Here is a 20021-nt window from a genome sequence, read left to right as displayed (position 1 = left end):
ATGACCCGAGATCTCTTTTCCCTCAAGGGGCTGCGCCATGACATCGCGGGGCGGGCGCTTCTGGACGATATCACCCTGACGCTCCCCGAAGGCCGTATGATCGGGTTGATCGGTCATAACGGCTCGGGCAAATCCACGCTGCTGAAACATCTGGCCCGCCAGATGCAGGGGCAGGGCGAGCTGGCCCTGAAGGGACGCGATCTGGCGCGCTGGTCGCGCCGTGATCTGGCACGGGCGCTGGCCTATCTGCCCCAGACCCTGCCGCAAAGCGACGCGATGGAGGTGCGCGAGCTGGTGGCCTTGGGCCGCTACCCGTGGCACGGGCCCTTGCGGGCGCCGGGACGTGCCGACCGTCAGGCGGTCGCGGCGGCGCTGAGCGCCTGCGGGCTCGACGCCTTTGCCGACCGCCGGATCGATGCGCTTTCGGGCGGCGAGGCGCAGCGGGCGTGGATCGCGATGATGGTGGCGCAGGAGGCGCAGGCGCTTCTGCTCGACGAGCCGATCTCGGCGCTCGATATCGCCCACCAGATCGAGGTGCTGGGCCTTCTGCAGAGGCTCACCCGCAACGAGGGCCGCTCGGTCGTGATGGTGATCCATGATCTCAACATGGCCGCACGATACTGCGACCATATCGTGGCGCTCAAACAGGGCCGCGTCGTCTTTGACGGGCCGGTGGTACAGCTGATGACACCCGCGCGCCTGCATGACATCTATGGGGTTTCCATGCAGGTCCTCTCCCCGCCCGATCTCTCCCCCGTTGCCATTCCGGATATTACCTGATGCTCAAACAGTTTGCCGCCTATTACCGCCCGTTCAAACGGCTCTTCTGGCTCGATTTCTCCTGTGCGGTGGTGTCGGGTTTGCTGGAACTGGTTTTCCCGCTGGCTATCACCGGCTTCATCGACCACCTTCTGCCGCAGAACGACTGGGGGCTGACGGTGCTTGCAGCCTTCGGCCTTTTGGTGATCTATGCGGTCAATACCGCGCTGATGGGGGTGGTGATCTATTGGGGCCATATGCTGGGCATCAATATCGAAACTACCATGCGGGCGCGGGCCTTCGCACATCTGACGAAACTCGGCTGGGGCTTCTTCGACCGGATAGAGACCGGCAGACTGATCGCCCGTGTCACCCGTGATCTCGAGGAGATCGGCGAGGTCGCCCATCACGGTCCCGAGGACCTGTTCATCGCCATCATGACCTTTATCGGGGCGCTGATCCTGATGGCCTATATCCATCCGCAACTGGCGCTGATCACCTGTATCATCGTGCCCGCGATGGTCTGGCTGACCGCTGTCTATGGCGGGCGGATGACCAGTGCGTGGCGTTCCATCTATGCGCGGGTGGGCGCGTTCAACGTGCGGCTCGAGGAGGCGCTTGGCGGTATCCGTATCGTGCAGGCTTTCTCCCGCGAGAAACACGAGGCGGGGCTGTTTGAGCGCGACAATCAGGGCTACCGCACGACCAAGCTCTCGGCCTACCGGATCATGGCTCATGCCACCGCGCTGCAATATATGGGGCTGCGGCTTGTGCAGGTGGTGGTGATGGTCGCAGGCGCGGGCTATGTGATCGATGGCAGTCTGACGACAGGTGGCTTTGTGGGCTTCCTGCTGCTGGTCAATGTCTTCTTCCGCCCGCTGGAAAAGATCGCTGCCGTGATCGAGACCTATCCGCGCGGTATTGCCGGTTTCCGCAACTATCTGGACCTGCTGAACACCGATCCGGAGATTGCGGATGCCCCAGATGCGCGCCCCGCCCCTGCCTTCCACGGCGAGATCCGCTTCGATCGCGTGGCCTTTTCCTATGCCGGAAAGGCATCGGTCCTGCACGAGGTCGATCTGACGATCCGCGCGGGCGAGACGGTGGCGTTGGTGGGTGCCTCGGGGGCGGGGAAATCCACGCTGATGTCGCTCGTGCCGCGCTTCTATGATCCCAGCTCGGGCAAGGTCCTGATCGACGGGGTGGCCTTGGCCGATATGACGCTGGAAAGCCTGCGCGACCAGATCGGGCTCGTATCACAGGAGGTCTTCCTGTTTGGCGGCACGCTGCGCGAGAATATCGCCTATGGCAAGCTTGATGCCACCGAGGAGGAACTGGCTCTGGCCGTGCAGCGCGCGCAGCTGACGGAGTTTGTGGCGGGTCTGCCCGAGGGGCTCGAGACAGTCGTGGGCGAGCGCGGTGTGATGCTTTCGGGCGGGCAGCGCCAGCGGGTGGCGATTGCGCGGATCTTCCTGAAGAACCCGCCGATCCTTCTGCTGGACGAGGCGACCTCGGCGCTCGACAGTCAGACCGAACGCGAGATCCAGGCCGCCCTGACCGAGCTTGCCCGCAACCGCACCAGCCTGATCATCGCGCACCGGTTGTCCACAATCGAACATGCCGACCGGATTCTGGTCATGGATCAGGGGAAAATTGTTCAGGAAGGCACCCATGAGGCGCTTCTGGCGCAAACAGGGATTTACCGCCGCCTGCATCATCAGGACGCGGCCTAACCCGCCACATGGGTGAGCAGGAGTGAACTTTCCGAGTTCATCACGCCCTGAACCTCGCGGATGGCGCGCAGGACCCTGTCGAATTCCACAAGGTCCTGCGTGCGGATATCCACCACCAGATCCCATTTTCCATTGGTCGACCAGACAGTGGCCACCCCCTCGATGCGCGAGAGCGTGTGGATCACCTGCCGCGACATGCGGCCCTGCAACTCGACCATGGTGATCGCGCGGACCCCGCCCTCGGCATCGACATCGGTCTCGATGGTGAAGCGCCGGATGCGTCCGCTGGCCTTCAGCTGGTCGAGCCGTGCCGTGACGGTGGTGCGCGAGAGCCCCGTCACATGGGCCAGCTCCGTCACCGACATGCGCGCATTGTCGCGCAGGGCGGAGATCAATGCGTGATCGGCGGGGGAAAGGTCGGGCGTAGTTTTCATAATGATGTTCTATCTTTACAAAATGACTAGTTTTAGTTTCATTATGATCACTTTATTTGTCAAATATTTCTTTCGCCTTTGCCATGATCGGGAAAAGAGATCATGAAAGGGCCGGATCATGCCGAAGAGATGCGCCATCCTTGGAGCGCCGATCGAAACAGGGGCCTCGCAACGCGGCTGTGTGATGGGGCCCGCCAGCCTGCGCACTGCCGCCATCGAGGACGAGCTGCGCGCTCTGGGATGGGAGGTGAGCGACCTTGGCGATGTGGCGATCCCGCCCGTCGCACCGCTGCCCCATCCCAACCCCGCGCTGCATCATCTGGCCGAGACCCGCGCATGGATCGGAGCGCTTCACGAGGCCGCCTTTGACGCGAGCCAGACCTGCGATCTGCCGGTATTTCTGGGCGGTGACCATTCGATGGCCGCGGGCACCGTGCCCGCGATGGCGCGGCGGGCCGCTGCGGCGGATCGTCCGCTTTTCGTGCTCTGGCTCGATGCCCATCCCGATCTGCACACGCTGATGTCCACGACCAGTGGCAACCTGCATGGCACGCCGGTCGCCTATTTCACCGGCCAGACCGATTGCGAGGCCTATCCGCCGCTGCCGCAGGCCGTGGAGCCCCGGAATATCTGCATGATGGGTATCCGCTCGGTCGATCCGGCCGAACGCGCCCGCATCCGCGAGACGGGGATCGAGGTGCATGACATGCGCGCCATTGATGAAACGGGCGTGCTTGTGCCCCTGCGGGCCTTCCTTGCCCGCGTGGCACAGGCGGGTGGCATGCTGCATGTGTCCTTCGATGTCGATTTCCTCGACCCTTCCATCGCGCCGGCTGTGGGCACGACCGTGCCGGGGGGCGCCACCTTCCGCGAGGCGCATCTCATCATGGAGACGCTCTGCGACAGCGGGCTCGTCACCTCGCTCGATCTGGTCGAGCTGAACCCGTTTCTCGACGAGCGCGGGCGCACCGCGCAGTTACTTTGCGATCTGACCGCCAGCCTGTTCGGTCGTCAGGTCATGGACCGTATGACAAGGAGCTACCTCTGATGATCCCCGCCTCTCCCTTGGCCTATGTGCCTTTTGTTTCCGTGCAGAATATGATGGGCCTTGTCCACCAGACCGGCATCGAGACTTTCCTCACCGAGCTCGCCGACCATATCGAGGAGGATTTCAAGCGCTGGCCCGAGTTCGACAAGGTGCCGCGCGTGGCCTCGCATGTGCCAGGCGGCGTGATCGAGCTGATGCCCACCGCCGATCAGGCGCTTTACGGGTTCAAATATGTGAACGGCCATCCCAGAAACACGCGCACCGGCCATCAGACCGTGACCGCGTTCGGGGTGCTTTCGGAGGTAAGCACCGGCTATCCGGTGCTCCTGAGCGAGATGACGCTGCTGACGGCGCTGCGCACGGCGGCGACCTCGGCGCTGGTCGGGCGCTATCTGGCCCCTGCGGGCGCGCAGGTGATGGCGATGATCGGCAATGGCGCGCAATGCGAGTTTCAGGCGATGGCCTTCCGCGCGATCTGTGGCATCAACCGGCTGCGGCTTTACGATCTGGACGCGACGGCCACTGAAAAAGCCACCCGCAATCTGCGTGCGCAGGGCTTTGACGTCACGCCCTGCCAAAGCGCCGAAGCGGCTGTCGAGGGCGCGCATATCATCACCACCTGCACGGCCGACAAGCAATATGCCACGATCCTCACCGATAACATGGTGGGCGCGGGCGTGCATATCAACGCCATTGGCGGCGACTGTCCGGGCAAGACGGAGCTGCACCGCGATATCCTGCTGCGCTCGGATATTTTTGTGGAATATCCCGAACAGACGCGGATCGAGGGCGAGATACAGGTGCTCGCGCCCGACCACCCCGTCACCGAACTGTGGCAGGTGATGCGCGGCGAGGTGCAGGGCCGGCGCCATGACAAACAGATCACGCTCTTCGACAGTGTGGGCTTTGCCACCGAGGATTTCTCGGCGCTGCGCTATCTGCGCGCGAAGGTAGCGGGCACGGGCTTTGTGCAGGCGCTGGACCTTCTGGCCGACCCCGATGATCCGCGCGATCTGTTCGGCATGCTGGCGCGTGCCGCTCCCAGGACCGGTGCCTGAGGCCGGTTTTCAGGGCGATGTGAAGCGCAGGGGTCGGATCGGCCCTTGCGGCGCGATACAAAAAACGCCCAAAGAGGCGCCGCAAGACAACAGGGACTTTGGTCATGACTTCTTCTCGCCCCGACGCCTCGTCAGAGGGTCCGCGTTTGCCCAGCTTCTGGGAAGCGGCGCTTTCACTGCTCGCTCTGATCATGGGGATCGGCGTATCGATCGTGATCTACGGGCTCGATCCGCAGATCCCGATGCTCTTGGGCGTGATCATGGCCTCGCTGATCGGCTGGCGCTGCGGCTATAGCTGGGGCGATATTCAGGACGGGATGGTCAAGGGGATCACCAATGCCTTGCCCGCGATGATCATCCTGCTGGTGGTGGGGATCCTGATCGGGGTGTGGATTCTGGCGGGCGTGGTGCCGACGCTGATCTATTACGGGCTCGACCTGTTGAGCCCGTCGATCTTCCTGCCGGCCACGGTGGTGATCTGCGCGATCGCCTCGGTCGCCACGGGCACCAGCTGGGGCACCTCCGGCACCATCGGGGTGGCATTGATGGGCGTGGGCGGCGGTTTGGGCTTTCCGCTGCCGGTGGTGGCGGGGGCCGTGCTGTCGGGGGCCTATTTCGGGGACAAGATGTCGCCGCTCTCGGATACCACCAATCTTGCGCCCGCCATGGCGGGGACCGATCTGTTTACCCATATCCGGCATATGTCCTATACCACGGGTGTCTCCATCGGCCTGACGCTCCTGATCGAGATCGGTCTGGGCCTGCATTACGGTGGGGGCGCGGGCGATATGGCGCGCATCCAGACCCTGCTGAGCACGATCGAGGCGCATTTCACCATCTCGCCCGTCCTGCTGATCCCGCCGCTTCTGGTGCTTCTGGTCAGCTATCGCAAGATGCCCGCCATTCCGGGGATCACGGTGGGGGTGATCGCGGGGGCCATCTGCGCTGCGGTCTTTCAGGGCGCGGATTTCGCGCGGATCATGTCGGTGGCCTTTGGGGGGTTCAGCGCCGAGACCGGTGTCGAGGATGTGGACAGCCTGCTGAGCCGTGGAGGCTTCGAGAGCATGCTGTACACGCTGTCGATCATCATCGTCGCCATGATGTTCGGCGGGGTGATGGAGCGTACGGGCCAGATCGGGGTTGTGGCGGCGAAGGTGCTGACGCTTGCGCGCTCGACCGGATCGCTGGTGCTCTCGACGGTGCTGACCTGTATCGGTGCCAATCTGGTGCTATGCGACCAGTATATGGCGATTGTCATGGGCGGGCGCACCTATGCCGATGCCTATCGGGAGCGGGGGCTTGCGCCCGAGAACCTGTCGCGCGCGCTGGAGGATAGCGCGACCGTCACCGCCAATCTGGTGCCGTGGAATTCGGGCGGGGCGTTTCAGGCGGCCACGCTGGGTGTGGCGACGCTGGCCTATCTGCCGTTCAATTTCTTCTGCTGGCTCTCGCCGGTGGTGACGGTGGTCTTCGGCTATATGGGCTGGACGATCACGCCGCTCGCGCCCGAGGCGCGCGAGACGCCCGAAGAGGACTGACGCCGCCTGACCGGTTCGGGCAGCTATACAACTGAAATCTCACAAGGATGTGCATGGCCTGCAGGAAACCTGTAGGCCACTTTCTGCATTCTACCGGAAGATTTTGCATGCGGCTGTTTCCCTCCGCAGATCCTTCGTTTTCCAAGGAGCCCTTCATGTTGAGCCGTCGTGGATTTCTGACCATGTCCCTTTCTGTTTCAGGAGCCTCCCTTTTGCCAATCCCATCCTTTGCCGCCACCACCGCACCGCATCCCATCGCCCGCTCGCCCTATCCGGCCAACGGGATTGCGAGGCTGGGCGGGCGTGATTTCGTATCCATCCCGCGCGTCGAGGGGCATTCCGAGACGCCCTCGGTCGCGGTGATCCAGAACGGGCAACCGGTGGCATTCCCGGGCAATGGCTGGAACGACTGGAAACCGGGCGATGACGGGCTTGACAGCTTTGTTTGCGTGAATGCAATCCATCCCTATCGCGGGTCGCTGTGGTGTGTGGATCAGGGGCAGGCACCCGGCGCCGACACGCCATTCGAGGCGCAGAAGATCGTGGAGATCGACCCCCAGAGCGGCGGGATCCGGCAGATCCTGCGCTTCGCGCGAGACTATATGCCCGAGGGCGCGACGCTCAATGATCTGCGCATCTACGAGGATCTGCTCTTTGCGACCGATTCCGGCATCGGGGGCGTGGTGATCCATAACCTGGCCACGGGCGAAACGCGCCGCAGGCTCTCGCAGCATCCAGCGGCCAGGAAGCCTGCGGATCAGGAGAGGAAAGGGACGGGTGGCCACCCTCTCGCGCAGGCCGACGGCACCCCCCCCGATCCTACACAATCGGACATGCTCGAGGTCACGCCCGATGGGGAGCTGTTCCTCTGGGCCACGCCCACCGGCCCGATCCGCGCCATCCCGATGGAGGCGCTGCTGTCGGATCGCTCAGATGAGGAGATCGCGACGGAGATCTTCGTCTATGCCCAGACGCCCAATATCGGCGGCACGGCGATGGATGACAGGGGCAATCTCTATGTCTCCGATATCGAGACGCGACAGGTCACCGTGATCTCGTCCGATGGTCTGTCCGAGGTGCTGGTGCGCGACAACCGCCTGAAATCTCCGGATGCGCTCCTGATTACCGAGGACCGAAAACTCCTGATCCCCTGTCCCCAGCTCGAATATCTGGCCTCGACGAATGGCGGGACGGATGGGACCGAGGCCCCGTTCGAAGTGATGGAGACCGATCTGCCCGACCACTTGGGCCAGATCAAGCTCGGGGATGCGATCTGGCCCAAGGCCTGAGTGCTGTTTGCGACGCTGCCGTATCGGGCGGGACATGCCGGAGGCGGTCGAGCTGATCCATGGCGGTCTGCATGGTGCCCATCGTATATATGGCCGCTTCCGGTGTCTGCAGCCTTTCGTGCAAAACGCGGCTGATCCGGTCGAGTTCTTGGCCCGCACCGGGTGTGCATCCGGCAGGAAAATACGCGCTCGGCTGCAAGCACCGTGTAGATATGAACGAGATTGGGTAGCCGCGCGAAACGGTGGGGTTGGACCTGCGCTGTTCGCGCGGCATACCTCCGAGGGCTAAGCAAAATGGCTTAAAGAACCTCGTATCTCCGTTTCCTATTTGCGCTGTTTCACGCTCTGATCCTGTGCGCCCCGTCGATTGATCGCAGGATGGCTCGGTAGCCAAGCGCTACTAAAAAACATCGCAACGCTAGACTTAACATAATGATAGAAATATTTTGTTTGAAGAAATTCAACGGCAGACGGGTTTGGGTGGGCCGTCATGGAGCGTTGATCCGGAGCGTTTCTCCGGCTCTGGGCGGCATCAAACGGGGCAGCAAGGCAGCTTCAGGATGTGAGGAACGCCTTCAAGATATACGCACGCTTAGTATTTGATGAATATTTAGTCATATGCCGTTGAGGAAGCTCGGGTTCCCGATCACATTTTTCAAAAAGCGCCAGATAGTTTTTGACCGATTAGTCAAGATGTGTCCGGATGTCGCAAAACAATCATATAAAATGATCAGGGGAAATCCATGAAAGTAAAACAGGCTCTTACCGGTTTGGCCGTCATTCTGGCGCTTGCGCCCGTCCTGCCGCAGGCAAGCCTTGCAGCAAATGTGCCCGAGGGGACGAAGCTTGCGGAGAACCAGACCTTCACGTTCTGGCTCCTTGATGCGATCAAATCGATGGACCCGCAGCTCAACACCGATGTCGAGGGCTCGGATGTGCTGCGCTCGCTGTTCGAGGGGCTCTATAACGAGGATGGCGAGGGCAAGCTGGTGCCCGCCGTGGCCACGAGCTACGACCTGTCCGACGACAAGAAGACCTATACCTTCCATCTGCGCGACACGGCCAAATGGTCGGATGGCAAGCCGGTGACCGCAGGCGATTTCGTCTATGCATGGCGTCGTCTGGCGGACCCTGCCACGGCCTCGGAATATGCGTGGTATATGCAGCTGATGCAGGTGAAGAACGCAGCCGATGTGATCGCGGGTAAAATGGCCCCCGACCAGTTGGGTGTGACAGCACTTGATGACCATACGCTCGAGGTCACGATCGATACGCCGCTTCCCTATTTCCCGCAGATGCTGGTCCATACCTCGACCTTCCCCGTGCGGCAGGACGTGATTGAGGAGTATGGCGATAACTGGACCCAGCCCGAGCATATGGTCGGCAACGGGGCCTATACGCTGACCAAGCACATTCTTGGCGAGCGGGTCGAGATGGATAAATCCGACACCTATTGGGATGCCGAGCATACGGTCATCACCCATCTGACCGCGCTGACCATCAATGATGTCAATCAGGGCCTGACGCGCTATCTGGCGGGCGAGCTGGACAAGGTCGATATGCCTGCGGGGCAATATCCGCGCATGGAGAAGGAATATCCCGATCAGGCGCTCTCGACGCCCTATTCCTGCTCCTATGCCTATCTGATGAACCTTGGTCCCAAAGGCCCCGAGGCGCTCAAGGATGTGCGGGTGCGCCGCGCATTGTCCTATGCGATGAACCGCGATGTGATCGTCAATAACGTGCTGCAGGGCGGCCAGAAGCCGGCCTATAACTGGACCCATTGGGCCACTGCCGGTTTCAAGATGCCCGAGATCGACTATGCCGGCTGGAGCCAGCAGGAGCGTATGGAAAAAGCCAAGGAGCTGCTGAAGGAGGCAGGCTACGGCCCCGACCATCCGCTGAAGCTGACGCTGAACTACAATACCTCGGAAGACCATCGCAAGATCGCCATCGCGGCCCAGCAGTTCTACAAGGCCGTGGGCGTGGATCTGACGCTCAACAACATGGAGTGGAAGGTCCATACCGACAAGATGCAGTCGGGCGATTACGAGATGGCGCGCTATGCGTGGTGCGGCGATTATAACGAGCCCTCGACCTATCTGGGGCTCTTCTCCTCGGCCTCGACGCAGAACTATCCCGATTTCCACGATGATGCTTATGACGCAGCACTCGAGGATTCCAAAACCGCCGCCGATCCGCAGGCCGATTACACCAAAGCCGAGCAGATCCTGACGGACAAGATGCCGATTGTGCCGATCTACCACTATGCCAAGGTCCAGATGCTGAAGCCCGACATCAAAGGCTATCCGACCCAGAACGTGATGCAGACATGGTATGCGAAAGACCTCTATCGGGTGGCGGAGTAAGATCGCCCGATAAGGGTTTTGGCTCGGGCCGGAGCAATCCGGCCCCCCATCGCCTTTTCCGATGCAGCCCGTGCGGGGGAGACCCCCGCGCATCAGCCACATCCTGTCTGGAAACAGAATGCTTTTCTATATCCTCAAGCGTCTGGCGGTGGCCGTCCCGACGCTTCTCGTGCTCATCATCGCGTCCTATCTGTTGATGCATGCAGCACCCGGTGGGCCGTTTACGCAAGACCGCCAGATCCCGCAGCAGGTGCTCGATAATCTCAATGCCAAATACGGGCTCGACAAGCCGCTCTGGCACCAGATCGCCTCCTATGTCTGGGGGATCGTTGCGCATTTCGATTTCGGGCCGTCCTTTGTCTATAAGGACCGCACGGTAAACCAGATCATCGCGCAGGGCTTTCCGGTGACCCTCACCTATGGCGGGATCTCCTTCGTGGTGGCCGTGGTCGCGGGGGTCTTCCTTGGCGCGCTGGCCGCGATCCGGCAGAACACTTGGCTCGACTATCTGGCCGTGGGGATCTCCATCGGGGCGCAGGTGCTGCCCAATTTCGTGATGGCGCCCATTCTGGTGCTGGTCTTCACGCTCTGGCTCGGCTGGTTGCCGGGCGGCGGCTGGGAAGGCGGGCAGTGGCAATATCTGATCCTGCCGGTGATCGCACTCTCAACCTCCTTCATGGCCTCGATCGCGCGGATCACGCGGTCGTCCATGCTGGAGGTGCTGACCTCCAATCATATCCGAACCGCCCGTGCCAAGGGGCTGCCGCGCCACCGGATCGTGCTGCGCCATGCGCTCAAGCCCGCGCTGTTGCCGGTGATCTCCTATCTCGGTCCGGCCTTTGTGACGATGATCACGGGCTCGGTCATCATCGATATGTATTTCTCGACAGGCGGGATCGGCAAGAGCTTCGTGGATGCCGCGCTCAACCGCGATTACGCGGTGATGATGGGCGTGACCATTCTGGTGGGCGCGCTGACCATCCTGTTCAACCTTGTGGTCGATATCCTCTATGCGTGGATCGACCCCAAGATCCGTTACTAAGGGGGCTTTCATGGTAATCGACAGCCAGAAAATGGCCTCGGTGGCCGCCGCCACCGCACAGGCCGATATCAAGGGCCGCTCGCTCTGGGCCACCGCCCGCAAACGGTTCTTGCGCAACAAGGCGGCGGTCTTCGGGCTCGGGCTTCTGGCCTTCGTGGCGCTGTTCGCGATCTTCGGGAACATGATCGCGCAATGGCCCAATGACGAGATGGATTTCAACATCATGGGCATGGTGGCCGAACAGGGCGGCCCCTCCATCGCCAATGGCCATTTCTTCGGCACCGATGATCTGGGGCGCGATCTCTTCGCCCGCACGGTGCAGGGCACCCAGGTTAGCCTCGCGGTGGGCCTTATGGGGGCGGCCATTGCCGTGATCGTCGGCACGCTTTACGGCGCGGTTGCGGGCTATTTCGGCGGGCGGATCGATAGCGTGATGATGCGCACCGTCGATATCATCACTGCCATCCCCTATATGTTCGTGCTGATCCTGCTTCTGGTGATGTATGGCCGCTCGATGGCCATGCTGTTCATCGGTGTGGGGCTGATCTCGTGGCTCGATATGAGCCGAATCGTGCGCGGCCAGACGCTGAGCCTGAAAAACCGCGACTATATCGAGGCGGCACGCGCCATCGGGGTGCCCTCGCTCACCATCATCCGCCGCCATATCCTGCCCAATCTGATCGGGGTGGTGGCGGTCTATGCGACACTTCTGGTGCCGCTGATGATCCTGACCGAGAGCTTCATCTCCTTCCTCGGGCTTGGGGTGCAGGAGCCACTGACCTCGCTGGGCGCGCTGATCTCGGAAGGGGCGGGGACCATCAACTATGGCACGCTCTGGCAGCTGGCCTTTCCGCTGGCCTTCTTCGTGATCACGCTGTTCGGCTTCTTCTTCGTGGGCGATGGCCTGCGCGATGCCCTAGACCCGAAGGACCGTTGATATGGCTTTGCTGGATGTGAAAGACCTCGAGGTCTGGTTCGATACGCCCGAAGGGGTGGTCCATGCGGTCAATGGCGTGAGCTTCAGTCTCGAGGCGGGACAGACGCTGGGGATCGTGGGCGAGAGCGGCTCGGGCAAGAGCCAGTTGAGTTTCGCGCTGATGGGACTTCTGGCACGCAATGGCCGCGTTTCGGGGTCTGCGCGGTTTGACGGGACCGAGCTGGTGGGCGCGCCCGAAGCCGCGCTCAACCGTCTGCGCGCCGAGCGGATCGCGATGGTGTTCCAGGACCCGATGACCTCGCTCAACCCCTATATGCGGATCTCCGACCAGATGGCCGAGGTGCTCATGCTCCACAAGGGCATGGGCAAGGCGGCGGCGGTGGCCGAGGCCGCGCGAATGCTTGATGCGGTGAAGATCCCCGATGCGGGCGCTCGTGTGCGGCTTTATCCGCACGAGTTCTCGGGGGGAATGCGCCAGCGGGTGATGATCGCAATGTCACTTCTGTGCAAGCCCGACCTGTTGATTGCCGACGAGCCGACCACAGCGCTCGATGTGACCGTGCAGGCGCAGATCATGGGGCTTTTGGGCGAGTTGCAGCGGGATTTCGGCATGGCCACGATCCTGATCACCCATGATCTGGGCGTTGTGGCGGGGTTCTGCGAGAGTGCGGTGGTGATGTATGGCGGCCGTGCGATGGAAACCGCGCCGGTCGATGACCTGTTCGAGACGCCGAGCCATCCCTATACGCGGGGCCTTCTGGCCGCGATCCCGCGGGTGGATGACGAGGCCGATGCGCTCAACGCCATCCCCGGCACGCCGCCCAATATGACTGGCGCACCGGTGGGCTGTCCTTTTGCCCCGCGCTGTGAACTGGCCGGTGAGGAGTGCACGACAACGATGCCGCCGCTTGCGCCCTGTGGCCCCGCGAGGGCCCGCGCCTGCCACCGCCCCGTCACCGAGGTGATGGACAAGATCGCCGCCCAACCCGTTCAGGAGGCAAGCCTATGACCCCGCTTCTTTCGGTCCGCGACCTTAGGGTCAGTTTCCCGATCACCCGCCGCGGGAGCTGGCCGTGGACGCCGCCCCAGCAGCTCCATGCCGTCAACGGGGTCAGCTTCGATCTGATGGCGGGGCAGGTGCTGGGCATCGTGGGCGAGTCGGGCTGCGGCAAATCCACCTTGGCGCGGGCGCTTATCCAGATGCTGCCCGCAAAGGGTGAGGTGATCTGGCAGGGGCAGACCGACCTCTTGTCGCTCACCCCGCGCGAGATGCTGAAATACCGCTCCGATATCCAGATGGTATTTCAGGATCCGCTGGCTGCGCTTAATCCGCGGATGACCGTGGGCGAGATCATCGCCGAGCCCCTGCGCACCCACCGCCCCGAGATGGGGGCCGAGGCACGGCGCGAGAAGGTGCGCGAGGTGATGGCGCGGGTGGGGCTTCTGCCCAACCAGATCAACCGCTATCCGCATGAATTCTCGGGCGGGCAATGCCAGCGGATCGGGATCGCCCGTGCGCTGGTGGTCGAGCCGAAACTGCTGATCTGCGACGAGCCGGTCTCGGCGCTCGATGTGTCCATTCAGGCGCAGGTGATCAATCTCCTCGATGATCTGCGCCGCGATCTGGGGCTGACGGTTGTGTTCATCGCCCATGATCTGAGCGTGGTGAAACATATTTCCGATCAGGTGATGGTGCTGTATCTGGGCCGGATGATGGAACATGCCGAGGCCCGTGCGCTTTTTGCCGAGCCGCGCCATCCCTATAGTCAGGCACTTCTCTCGGCGGTGCCGGTGCCCGACCCCAAGACCCAGCGGACAAAACAGGTGATCGGGCTGGAAGGCGAGCTGCCCAGCCCGCTGAACCCGCCTTCGGGCTGCCCGTTCCGCACCCGATGTCCGCGGGCCGAAGACCTCTGTGCGCAATCGCGTCCCGAACCTCAAGGCGACGGGCATCAGGTGGCCTGCCATTTTCCGGGGGTTCTGCAGCCTATCGAATGATCGTTACGCCGAACTTGCATATCAGCTATGATTTCTTCACGAGGGCGGAACATCTAAGCCAGCTCACCGTTGACTGTCGAACGCTCCGCGCGGGCGAATTCTTCAACAGATATGGTGGGTTAGAATGCAAGGATTGGCCGAGGGTCATCGCGCGACGGTGCAGGCGCGATCGGATGACAAGGGGATCTTGGGACGTGTCGCGCTGGTCGCGACGATGGGGGGATTGCTTTACGGCTATGATACGGGCGTCATCAATGGCGCGCTGATCTTCATCCAACGGGATCTCGGGCTGACGCCGGTGACCGAAGGGATGGCGGCTTCGGCACTTTTGCTGGGGGCAGGGCTCGGGGCGATCGGCTCGGGGCCGTTTTCCATGCGGATCGGGCGCCGCCGCACGATCCTGTTGCTGTCGGTCATCTTCATTCTCGCCACGCTGGCCTGTGTGCTTTCGCCCAACGTGGCCTCGCTTGTGGCGGCGCGTTTCGTGCTGGGGGTGGCCGTGGGCGGGTCGTCGGTGACCGTGCCCACCTATCTGGCAGAGGTCGCACCCTCCGGCCAGCGCGGGCGGCTCGTGACCCGCAACGAGCTGATGCTCGTTTCGGGGCAGCTTCTGGCCTTTGCTTTCAATGCGGCCTTCAGTGTCAAATGGGGCGACAATCCCGAAATCTGGCGCTGGATGCTGTCAGTGGCGATGATCCCCGCCATCGCGCTCTTTATCGGCATGTTTTTCGTCCCCGAAAGCCCGCGCTGGCTGGTAGCGCACAACAAGATCGAAAAAGCCGAGCGCGCGCTCAAACGCCTGCATTCCGACGAGGATGCCGCCATCGAGATCCGAGAGCTTCGCAAAGCTGTCGATGAGGATGCCGCAACCCGTCGTGCGCGCCCCTCGCGCCTCGATCTGGGCCGCTTCCGCGAACCTTGGATCCGCCGCATCCTGATGATCGGGATCGGAATCGGCATTGTGCAGCAGCTGACCGGCGTGAATTCGATCATGTATTACGGCACCCAGATCCTGACGGAATCGGGGTTCGGCCAGAACGGTGCCTTCCTTGCCAATATTTCGAACGGGGTCATCTCGGTCGCGGCCACCTTCCTCGGGATCTATCTGCTGCCCAAGGTGGACCGCCGCACCATGCTGACCATCGGTCTTTGCGGCATCGTGGTAACGCTTCTGGCCATCGGTGCGACCTCGATGCTGCTGGGGCAATCGACACTGCGGGCCTTTATCATCCTGCCGCTGATGGCCGCTTTCCTCGGGTTCCAGCAGGCGTTTGTGTCGCCGGTCACATGGGTGCTCCTGTCGGAGATCTTCCCGCTGAAGGTGCGCTCGATGGCGGTCGGGATCTCGGGTCTGGCGCTGTGGCTTGCGACATTTGCCGTGGGCTTCCTCTTCCCGATCATGGTGGCGGGGATCGGGCTGAGCGTGACCTATTTTGTCTTTGCGGCAATCGGGCTGGCCAATATCACCTTCACTCGCAAATTTGTGCCCGAGACGCGGGGCAAATCGCTCGAACAAGTCGAGGAGATGCTGCGCGCCCACCGTGTGCGCGAGAGCTGAGCCATAAACGATGCGCCCGGGGTCTTTCCCCGGGCGGTGTTCCATCAATATCCCAGTGCGCAGCCATCCTTGCGCGGGTCCGAACCCCCGATCAGAATACCGCGATCATGGTCGATACGGATCGCCTGACCGCCGCCATGCGGCACCCCGATCCGCGCGGTCATATGGCCAAGGCTTTGCAGGAAAGCATCCGCCTCGGCGCTGATGCCCTCTTCCAGCTCGATCCGGTCATTCTGCACAAAGAGCCGCGGCAGGTCCAAGGCCGCCTGCGGGTCCATGCCGTAGCGCAACATATTGTCGATCACCCAAGCCTGACCCATCGGCTGGAAATGTCCGCCCATCACGCCGAAAACGATCTCGGGGCGACCATTGCGGGTTGCAAGCGAGGGCATGATCGTGTGCATCGGGCGTTTTCCGGGCGCCAGTTGGTTGGGGTGGCCCGCCTCGAGCGTGAAGCCAAAGCCGCGGTTCTGCAGCACCACACCGGTGCCTTCGGGCACGATCCCCGAGCCGAAGCCCTGGAAGATCGAGTTGATGAAGCTGCACACATTGCCATCCGCATCGACGACGCTGACATAGACGGTGTCCTTATGCGCGGTGCCTGCTTCGGGCAACCGCCCCATCCGCGCATCATCGCGGATCAGAGCGCGTAGCCCCGCGTGATAGGCGGGCGAGAGCAGTTCGGCCACCGGCACATCGCCAAAGCGCGGATCGGCGACAAAGGCGTTGCGGTCGCGGTAAGCCAGACGCGCGGCCTCGATGGCGCGGTGCAGGCGGAGCGGCGCAAGCGGGTCCGCCTCGGGGGCGAAGCCGTCCATGATCCCCATCAGGAGCAGCGCCGTGACGCCCGAGCCATTGGGCGGGCACTCCCAGATATCGTGACCGGCAAAGCAGCCCGTGATCGGGTCGACGAATTCGGCAGCGGTCATGCCTTCGGCAAAATCCTCAACCGTATGGACCCCGCCTTGCGCGCGCAGGCCGGCCACCAGTTTCTCGGCAATCTCGCCGGTATAGAAGGCCGCGACCCCTTCCGCCGCGATCCGGCGCAGCACATGGGCCAGATCGGGGTTCGACATCAACTGACCCGCCCCGGGCGCCTTGCCTGCGACCAGAAACGGCTTGGCATCATGGCGTTGCAGGCGCGGTTCGGCCTCGGCCCAGTCAAGCGCCACGCGTGGTGCGACCACATAGCCGCCCTCGGCATAGGTGATCGCCGGTTGCAACAGATCGGCCAGCGATTTGCGCCCATGCGATTGTGACAGAAGCGCCCATGCCGAAAGCGCGCCTGGGATGGTGACGCTATGGGCGGAGAGCGGATCGAGTGCGGTGACGCCGAGCGCCTCCAGCGCCTCGGGGGAGGCGCCCGCAGGGGCGCGGCCCGAGCCGTTCACCGCGATCACCTCCGTGCTGCCTGCTTTCTGGTAGAGGCAGAAACAATCGCCACCGATACCGGTCGATTGTGGCTCGACCACGGCCAGAACCGCATTGGCGGCAATGGCGGCATCGACCGCATTCCCGCCCGCCTTGAGGATCTCGATGGCGGCAAGGCTTGCCTGAGGCATGGAGCTTGCGACCATCGCATTGGTGGCCATGACCGGCGAACGGCCCGCGAGGTGGAGATTGCGCATGGAACAGTCCTGTCTTGGGGTGGCGGCACCCGGGGCCGCTTTGAAAGCGATAGAACAGGGCCAGTCCGTCGGGGTCAAGCGCCCGCCTGCCTGAAGGCGCGGGGCTCAGACTTCGCGGGTCAGGAAATGCGCGCGGGCCTTCTCCCAGCCAAGTCGCAGCTGGCTGCCCACGGCTGGTACAGGCCCCATCCCCTGACGCAATAACAGCTCGCGTCCATTCTGGTGGGTCACCAGAACACGCGTCTCTGCCCCGGCATAGACCGTATCGGTCACCGTCACGCAGAGCGGGCCATCGGGGTCGATCGTCATGATCTCGGGGCGCAGGACCAGAATACCCTTGCCGGAGCCTGACGCCCCTTCGGGCAGCGGCAGACGGCCTTCCGGGCAGTCGAGATGCCCGTCCACGACCGTGCCACGGAAGATATTCGACAGCCCGATGAAATCGGCGACAAAGGCCGAGCGCGGCGCGTCATACATCTCCTGCGGGGTGCCCAGCTGGGCGATGCGGCCCTCGCGCATCAGACAGATCCGGTCCGAAAGCGCCAGCGCCTCTTCCTGATCATGGGTCACGAATATGATCGTCGTGCCGGTCTCGCGGTGCAGGCGCTTGATCTCCATCTGCATCTGCTCGCGCAGCTTGCGGTCAAGCGCGCTCAGCGGCTCGTCCATCAGGATGATCGCGGGATCATAGACGAGACAGCGGGCCAGGGCGACGCGCTGCTGCTGCCCGCCCGACAGCTCGGAGGTGAAGCGGTTGCCCGCATGGCCAAGGCCCACCGCGTCCAGCGCGCGGGTGACGCGGGCTGTGATCTCGGCGCGGTCACGCACCCGCAGCTTAAGCGGAAAGGCGATATTCTCGCGCACGGTCAGATGTGGGAAGAGCGCATAATTCTGGAAGACCACACCGATATCGCGCTTATTGGCAGGCGTATGGGTATGATCCTGCCCGTTGATCAGCAACTGGCCGGAGGTGGGCGTGTTCAACCCGCAGATCGCCTGCAGCAGTGTCGTCTTGCCCGAGCCTGATGGCCCGAGCAGCGTCATGAACTCGCCCTCGCGGACATCCAGAGACACGCGGTCAAGGGCGGCGACATCGCCGTAATGGCGGCTGAGATTGCGCACCGAAAGTTTGATGGCGGGGTCGGTCTGGGGCGCGGAAATGGCGGGCTGGCTCAAAACTCTCTCCGGTAACTGGGGCAGGGCAATGACACACCTTGCCGACATCTTTGCGGCATTGAGGCGCAAAACGGCCAGGCGCGAAACTAGTTTTATCTGTGTCCCTGCTTAGGCAGCGCCTAAGTAAAGCACCCGTGAGGTCATCCTTGCTTAGGTTCAGCCTAAGCGCGGCGACATTTTTTAATAATTTACGGATCGCGTTGTTCGGGGCCAGATCTGCCCACAGGACGATGGCGAGGACTGCCCATCATAAAAATGGTCCCGCTGCCCCTCGGGCGTCCCCACCCAACAAGGAGCTATCCTCTCATGACGACCTCCCCCAGATTCTCCCGCCGCGCGGTGCTGCGCTCCGGTGTGGCCGCCGGTGCAGCCCTTGCAGCCCCCGCCATCTGGACCTCCGCCGCCCGCGCCGAGACCTCCCAGATCACCGTTTCCGATGTGGGCGGTGCGGTGAGCCCCGTGCTGCGTCAGGCCTTCTATGATCCGTTCGAGAAAGAGACCGGCATCAAGGTCGTCTCGGTGGCGCAGGATCCGAGCCCCGTCACCCAGATCAAGCTGCTCGTCGACACCAAATCCTATACATGGGATGTGTCGATGACCACGCCCGACCATATCGCGCAGCTGACCAAGGATAAGGCCTATGTGGCCGATCTCGATCTCGGCATCGACCCTGCCGATTATGTCGAGGGCACGGTGAAGAAGAACTGGCTCGGCTTCTCGGTCTTCGGGATTGCCATGGCCTATAACAGCGAGACCCTGCCGGGCGCGGCCCCGACCTCCTGGGCCGATTACTGGGATACCGAGAAGGTTCCGGGCCGTCGCGGCCTGTATCGCAGCCCGTGGGGCACGCTCGAGATGGCACTACTGGCCGATGGTGTGGCGCATGAGGATCTCTATCCGCTGGATGTGGACCGCGCCTTTGCCAAGCTCGACAAGATCCGCGATGATATCTCCGTCTGGTGGACGGCCGGTGCGCAGAACACCCAGATCCTGCAATCGGGCGAGGTGGACATCTCCGATACATGGTCGGCGCGCGCCTATGCGGCCAAAGCCGGTGGTGCGCCGCTGGAGATGGTCTGGTCCGGCCTCTATTCGGTTGACGGCTGGTCGGTCGCGGCAGGCACCCCCCGCATGGACGCGGCGCAGGAATTCGTCCGCTTCTGCGCCCGCCCCGAGCAGCAGGCGATCTATTCGTCCAATATTGCCAACGGCCCCTCGGCCAAGAAAGCCTATGAATATATCGCCGAGGACCGCGCCGCTGTCCTGCCGACCGCGCCCCACAATATCGAGGGTTTGTCGCTGATGGATAGCGGGTATTGGGGCGAGCATTACGACGCGCTGGCCGAGCGTTTCAACGAATGGCTGCTGGCCGGCTGATCAATTTCCCCCCGACTCTCCGGCCCGGGTCCACGGGCCGGAGCTTTTCCCGCGCATCCGCGCGGCCCAAGATGCAT

16 protein-coding genes are annotated in these 20021 nt (G+C 62.8%); 13 read left to right on the top strand and 3 right to left on the bottom strand.

The genetic code is table 11. The features are described 5' to 3' along the window. The gene (locus tag WDB91_RS15500; protein ID WP_339114531.1) at positions 1–780 is read left to right on the top strand and encodes an ABC transporter ATP-binding protein; all 780 of its coding nucleotides are present in this window, start codon (positions 1–3) and stop codon (positions 778–780) included. Continuing rightward, complete coding sequence (locus tag WDB91_RS15495; protein WP_339115100.1) at positions 780–2492, top strand: ABC transporter ATP-binding protein; 1713 nt, start codon at positions 780–782, stop codon at positions 2490–2492. Before WDB91_RS15500 ends, WDB91_RS15495 begins: the two co-directional genes overlap by 1 nt. Here the strand turns inward: WDB91_RS15495 and WDB91_RS15490 are convergent. Continuing rightward, positions 2489–2926, bottom strand: coding sequence for an Lrp/AsnC family transcriptional regulator (locus WDB91_RS15490; RefSeq protein ID WP_339115099.1), 438 nt, complete (start codon positions 2924–2926; stop codon positions 2489–2491). The genes WDB91_RS15495 and WDB91_RS15490 overlap by 4 nt on opposite strands. Positions 2927–3044: 118 nt before the next feature. On the opposite strand from WDB91_RS15490, the gene rocF reads away from it, so the two are divergent. The 10 genes from rocF (at position 3045) to WDB91_RS15440 (ending at position 15763) form a co-directional block, all read left to right on the top strand. Next, the gene (gene rocF / locus WDB91_RS15485) at positions 3045–3974 is read left to right on the top strand and encodes an arginase (RefSeq protein ID WP_339115098.1); all 930 of its coding nucleotides are present in this window, start codon (positions 3045–3047) and stop codon (positions 3972–3974) included. Then, a complete protein-coding gene (locus WDB91_RS15480; RefSeq protein WP_339115097.1) occupies positions 3974–5032 on the top strand; it encodes an ornithine cyclodeaminase in 1059 nt (352 codons plus the stop codon). Before rocF ends, WDB91_RS15480 begins: the two co-directional genes overlap by 1 nt. Before the next feature lie 104 nt (positions 5033–5136). Beyond that, complete coding sequence (nhaC, locus tag WDB91_RS15475; RefSeq protein WP_339115096.1) at positions 5137–6570, top strand: Na+/H+ antiporter NhaC; 1434 nt, start codon at positions 5137–5139, stop codon at positions 6568–6570. 212 nt (positions 6571–6782) lie between these two features. Continuing rightward, positions 6783–7859 carry a hypothetical protein gene (locus WDB91_RS15470; protein WP_339115095.1) on the top strand — a complete coding sequence of 359 codons (1077 nt, stop codon included), beginning with the start codon at positions 6783–6785 and terminating at the stop codon, positions 7857–7859. 743 nt (positions 7860–8602) lie between these two features. After that, positions 8603–10228 carry a peptide ABC transporter substrate-binding protein gene (locus WDB91_RS15465; RefSeq protein ID WP_339115094.1) on the top strand — a complete coding sequence of 542 codons (1626 nt, stop codon included), beginning with the start codon at positions 8603–8605 and terminating at the stop codon, positions 10226–10228. Positions 10229–10346: 118 nt separating this feature from the next. Then, the gene (gene oppB / locus WDB91_RS15460; protein WP_339115093.1) at positions 10347–11270 is read left to right on the top strand and encodes an oligopeptide ABC transporter permease OppB; all 924 of its coding nucleotides are present in this window, start codon (positions 10347–10349) and stop codon (positions 11268–11270) included. Positions 11271–11280: 10 nt separating this feature from the next. Beyond that, positions 11281–12207, top strand: coding sequence for an ABC transporter permease subunit (locus WDB91_RS15455; protein ID WP_339115092.1), 927 nt, complete (start codon positions 11281–11283; stop codon positions 12205–12207). 1 nt (position 12208) lies between these two features. Then, positions 12209–13216 (top strand): oligopeptide/dipeptide ABC transporter ATP-binding protein, encoded by a 1008-nt coding sequence (locus tag WDB91_RS15450; RefSeq protein ID WP_339115091.1) that lies wholly within the window; start codon positions 12209–12211, stop codon positions 13214–13216. Beyond that, positions 13213–14205, top strand: coding sequence for an oligopeptide/dipeptide ABC transporter ATP-binding protein (locus WDB91_RS15445; RefSeq protein ID WP_339115090.1), 993 nt, complete (start codon positions 13213–13215; stop codon positions 14203–14205). The genes WDB91_RS15450 and WDB91_RS15445 overlap by 4 nt, the downstream gene beginning before the upstream one ends. A 124-nt stretch (positions 14206–14329) precedes the next feature. Continuing rightward, positions 14330–15763, top strand: coding sequence for a sugar porter family MFS transporter (locus WDB91_RS15440; protein WP_339115089.1), 1434 nt, complete (start codon positions 14330–14332; stop codon positions 15761–15763). Positions 15764–15807: 44 nt separating this feature from the next. Here WDB91_RS15440 and WDB91_RS15435 read toward each other — a convergent pair whose 3' ends face one another. After that, complete coding sequence (locus WDB91_RS15435) at positions 15808–17391, bottom strand: gamma-glutamyltransferase family protein (protein ID WP_339115088.1); 1584 nt, start codon at positions 17389–17391, stop codon at positions 15808–15810. A 105-nt stretch (positions 17392–17496) separates the two neighbouring features. Beyond that, positions 17497–18567 carry an ABC transporter ATP-binding protein gene (locus WDB91_RS15430; RefSeq protein WP_339115087.1) on the bottom strand — a complete coding sequence of 357 codons (1071 nt, stop codon included), beginning with the start codon at positions 18565–18567 and terminating at the stop codon, positions 17497–17499. Between the two features lie 306 nt (positions 18568–18873). On the opposite strand from WDB91_RS15430, the gene WDB91_RS15425 reads away from it, so the two are divergent. After that, on the top strand, positions 18874–19944 hold the full coding sequence (locus WDB91_RS15425) for an ABC transporter substrate-binding protein (RefSeq protein ID WP_339115086.1): 1071 nt from the start codon (positions 18874–18876) through the stop codon (positions 19942–19944). The last annotated feature ends 77 nt before the right edge of the window (positions 19945–20021 follow it).

Origin of the sequence: Thioclava sp. GXIMD2076, assembly GCF_037949795.1 — a bacterium.
In the GTDB taxonomy this organism is placed as follows: Bacteria; Pseudomonadota; Alphaproteobacteria; order Rhodobacterales; family Rhodobacteraceae; genus Thioclava; species Thioclava kandeliae.
The sequence above is the reverse complement of the archived record's forward strand: the minus strand, read 5'-3'. Positions and strand labels throughout refer to the sequence as shown.

Bases quoted from the DNA above. Each gene is read 5' to 3' on its own strand.
- WDB91_RS15440 (WP_339115089.1), top strand. From the start codon at position 14,330: ATGCAAGGATTGGCCGAGGGTCATCGCGCGACGGTGCAGGCGCGATCG.
- WDB91_RS15435 (WP_339115088.1), bottom strand. From the start codon at position 17,391: ATGCGCAATCTCCACCTCGCGGGCCGTTCGCCGGTCATGGCCACCAAT.
- nhaC (WP_339115096.1), top strand. From the start codon at position 5,137: ATGACTTCTTCTCGCCCCGACGCCTCGTCAGAGGGTCCGCGTTTGCCC.
- rocF (WP_339115098.1), top strand. From the start codon at position 3,045: ATGCCGAAGAGATGCGCCATCCTTGGAGCGCCGATCGAAACAGGGGCC.
- WDB91_RS15465 (WP_339115094.1), top strand. From the start codon at position 8,603: ATGAAAGTAAAACAGGCTCTTACCGGTTTGGCCGTCATTCTGGCGCTT.
- oppB (WP_339115093.1), top strand. From the start codon at position 10,347: ATGCTTTTCTATATCCTCAAGCGTCTGGCGGTGGCCGTCCCGACGCTT.
- WDB91_RS15495 (WP_339115100.1), top strand. From the start codon at position 780: ATGCTCAAACAGTTTGCCGCCTATTACCGCCCGTTCAAACGGCTCTTC.
- WDB91_RS15490 (WP_339115099.1), bottom strand. From the start codon at position 2,926: ATGAAAACTACGCCCGACCTTTCCCCCGCCGATCACGCATTGATCTCC.
- WDB91_RS15445 (WP_339115090.1), top strand. From the start codon at position 13,213: ATGACCCCGCTTCTTTCGGTCCGCGACCTTAGGGTCAGTTTCCCGATC.
- WDB91_RS15455 (WP_339115092.1), top strand. From the start codon at position 11,281: ATGGTAATCGACAGCCAGAAAATGGCCTCGGTGGCCGCCGCCACCGCA.
- WDB91_RS15450 (WP_339115091.1), top strand. From the start codon at position 12,209: ATGGCTTTGCTGGATGTGAAAGACCTCGAGGTCTGGTTCGATACGCCC.
- WDB91_RS15480 (WP_339115097.1), top strand. From the start codon at position 3,974: ATGATCCCCGCCTCTCCCTTGGCCTATGTGCCTTTTGTTTCCGTGCAG.
- WDB91_RS15425 (WP_339115086.1), top strand. From the start codon at position 18,874: ATGACGACCTCCCCCAGATTCTCCCGCCGCGCGGTGCTGCGCTCCGGT.
- WDB91_RS15500 (WP_339114531.1), top strand. From the start codon at position 1: ATGACCCGAGATCTCTTTTCCCTCAAGGGGCTGCGCCATGACATCGCG.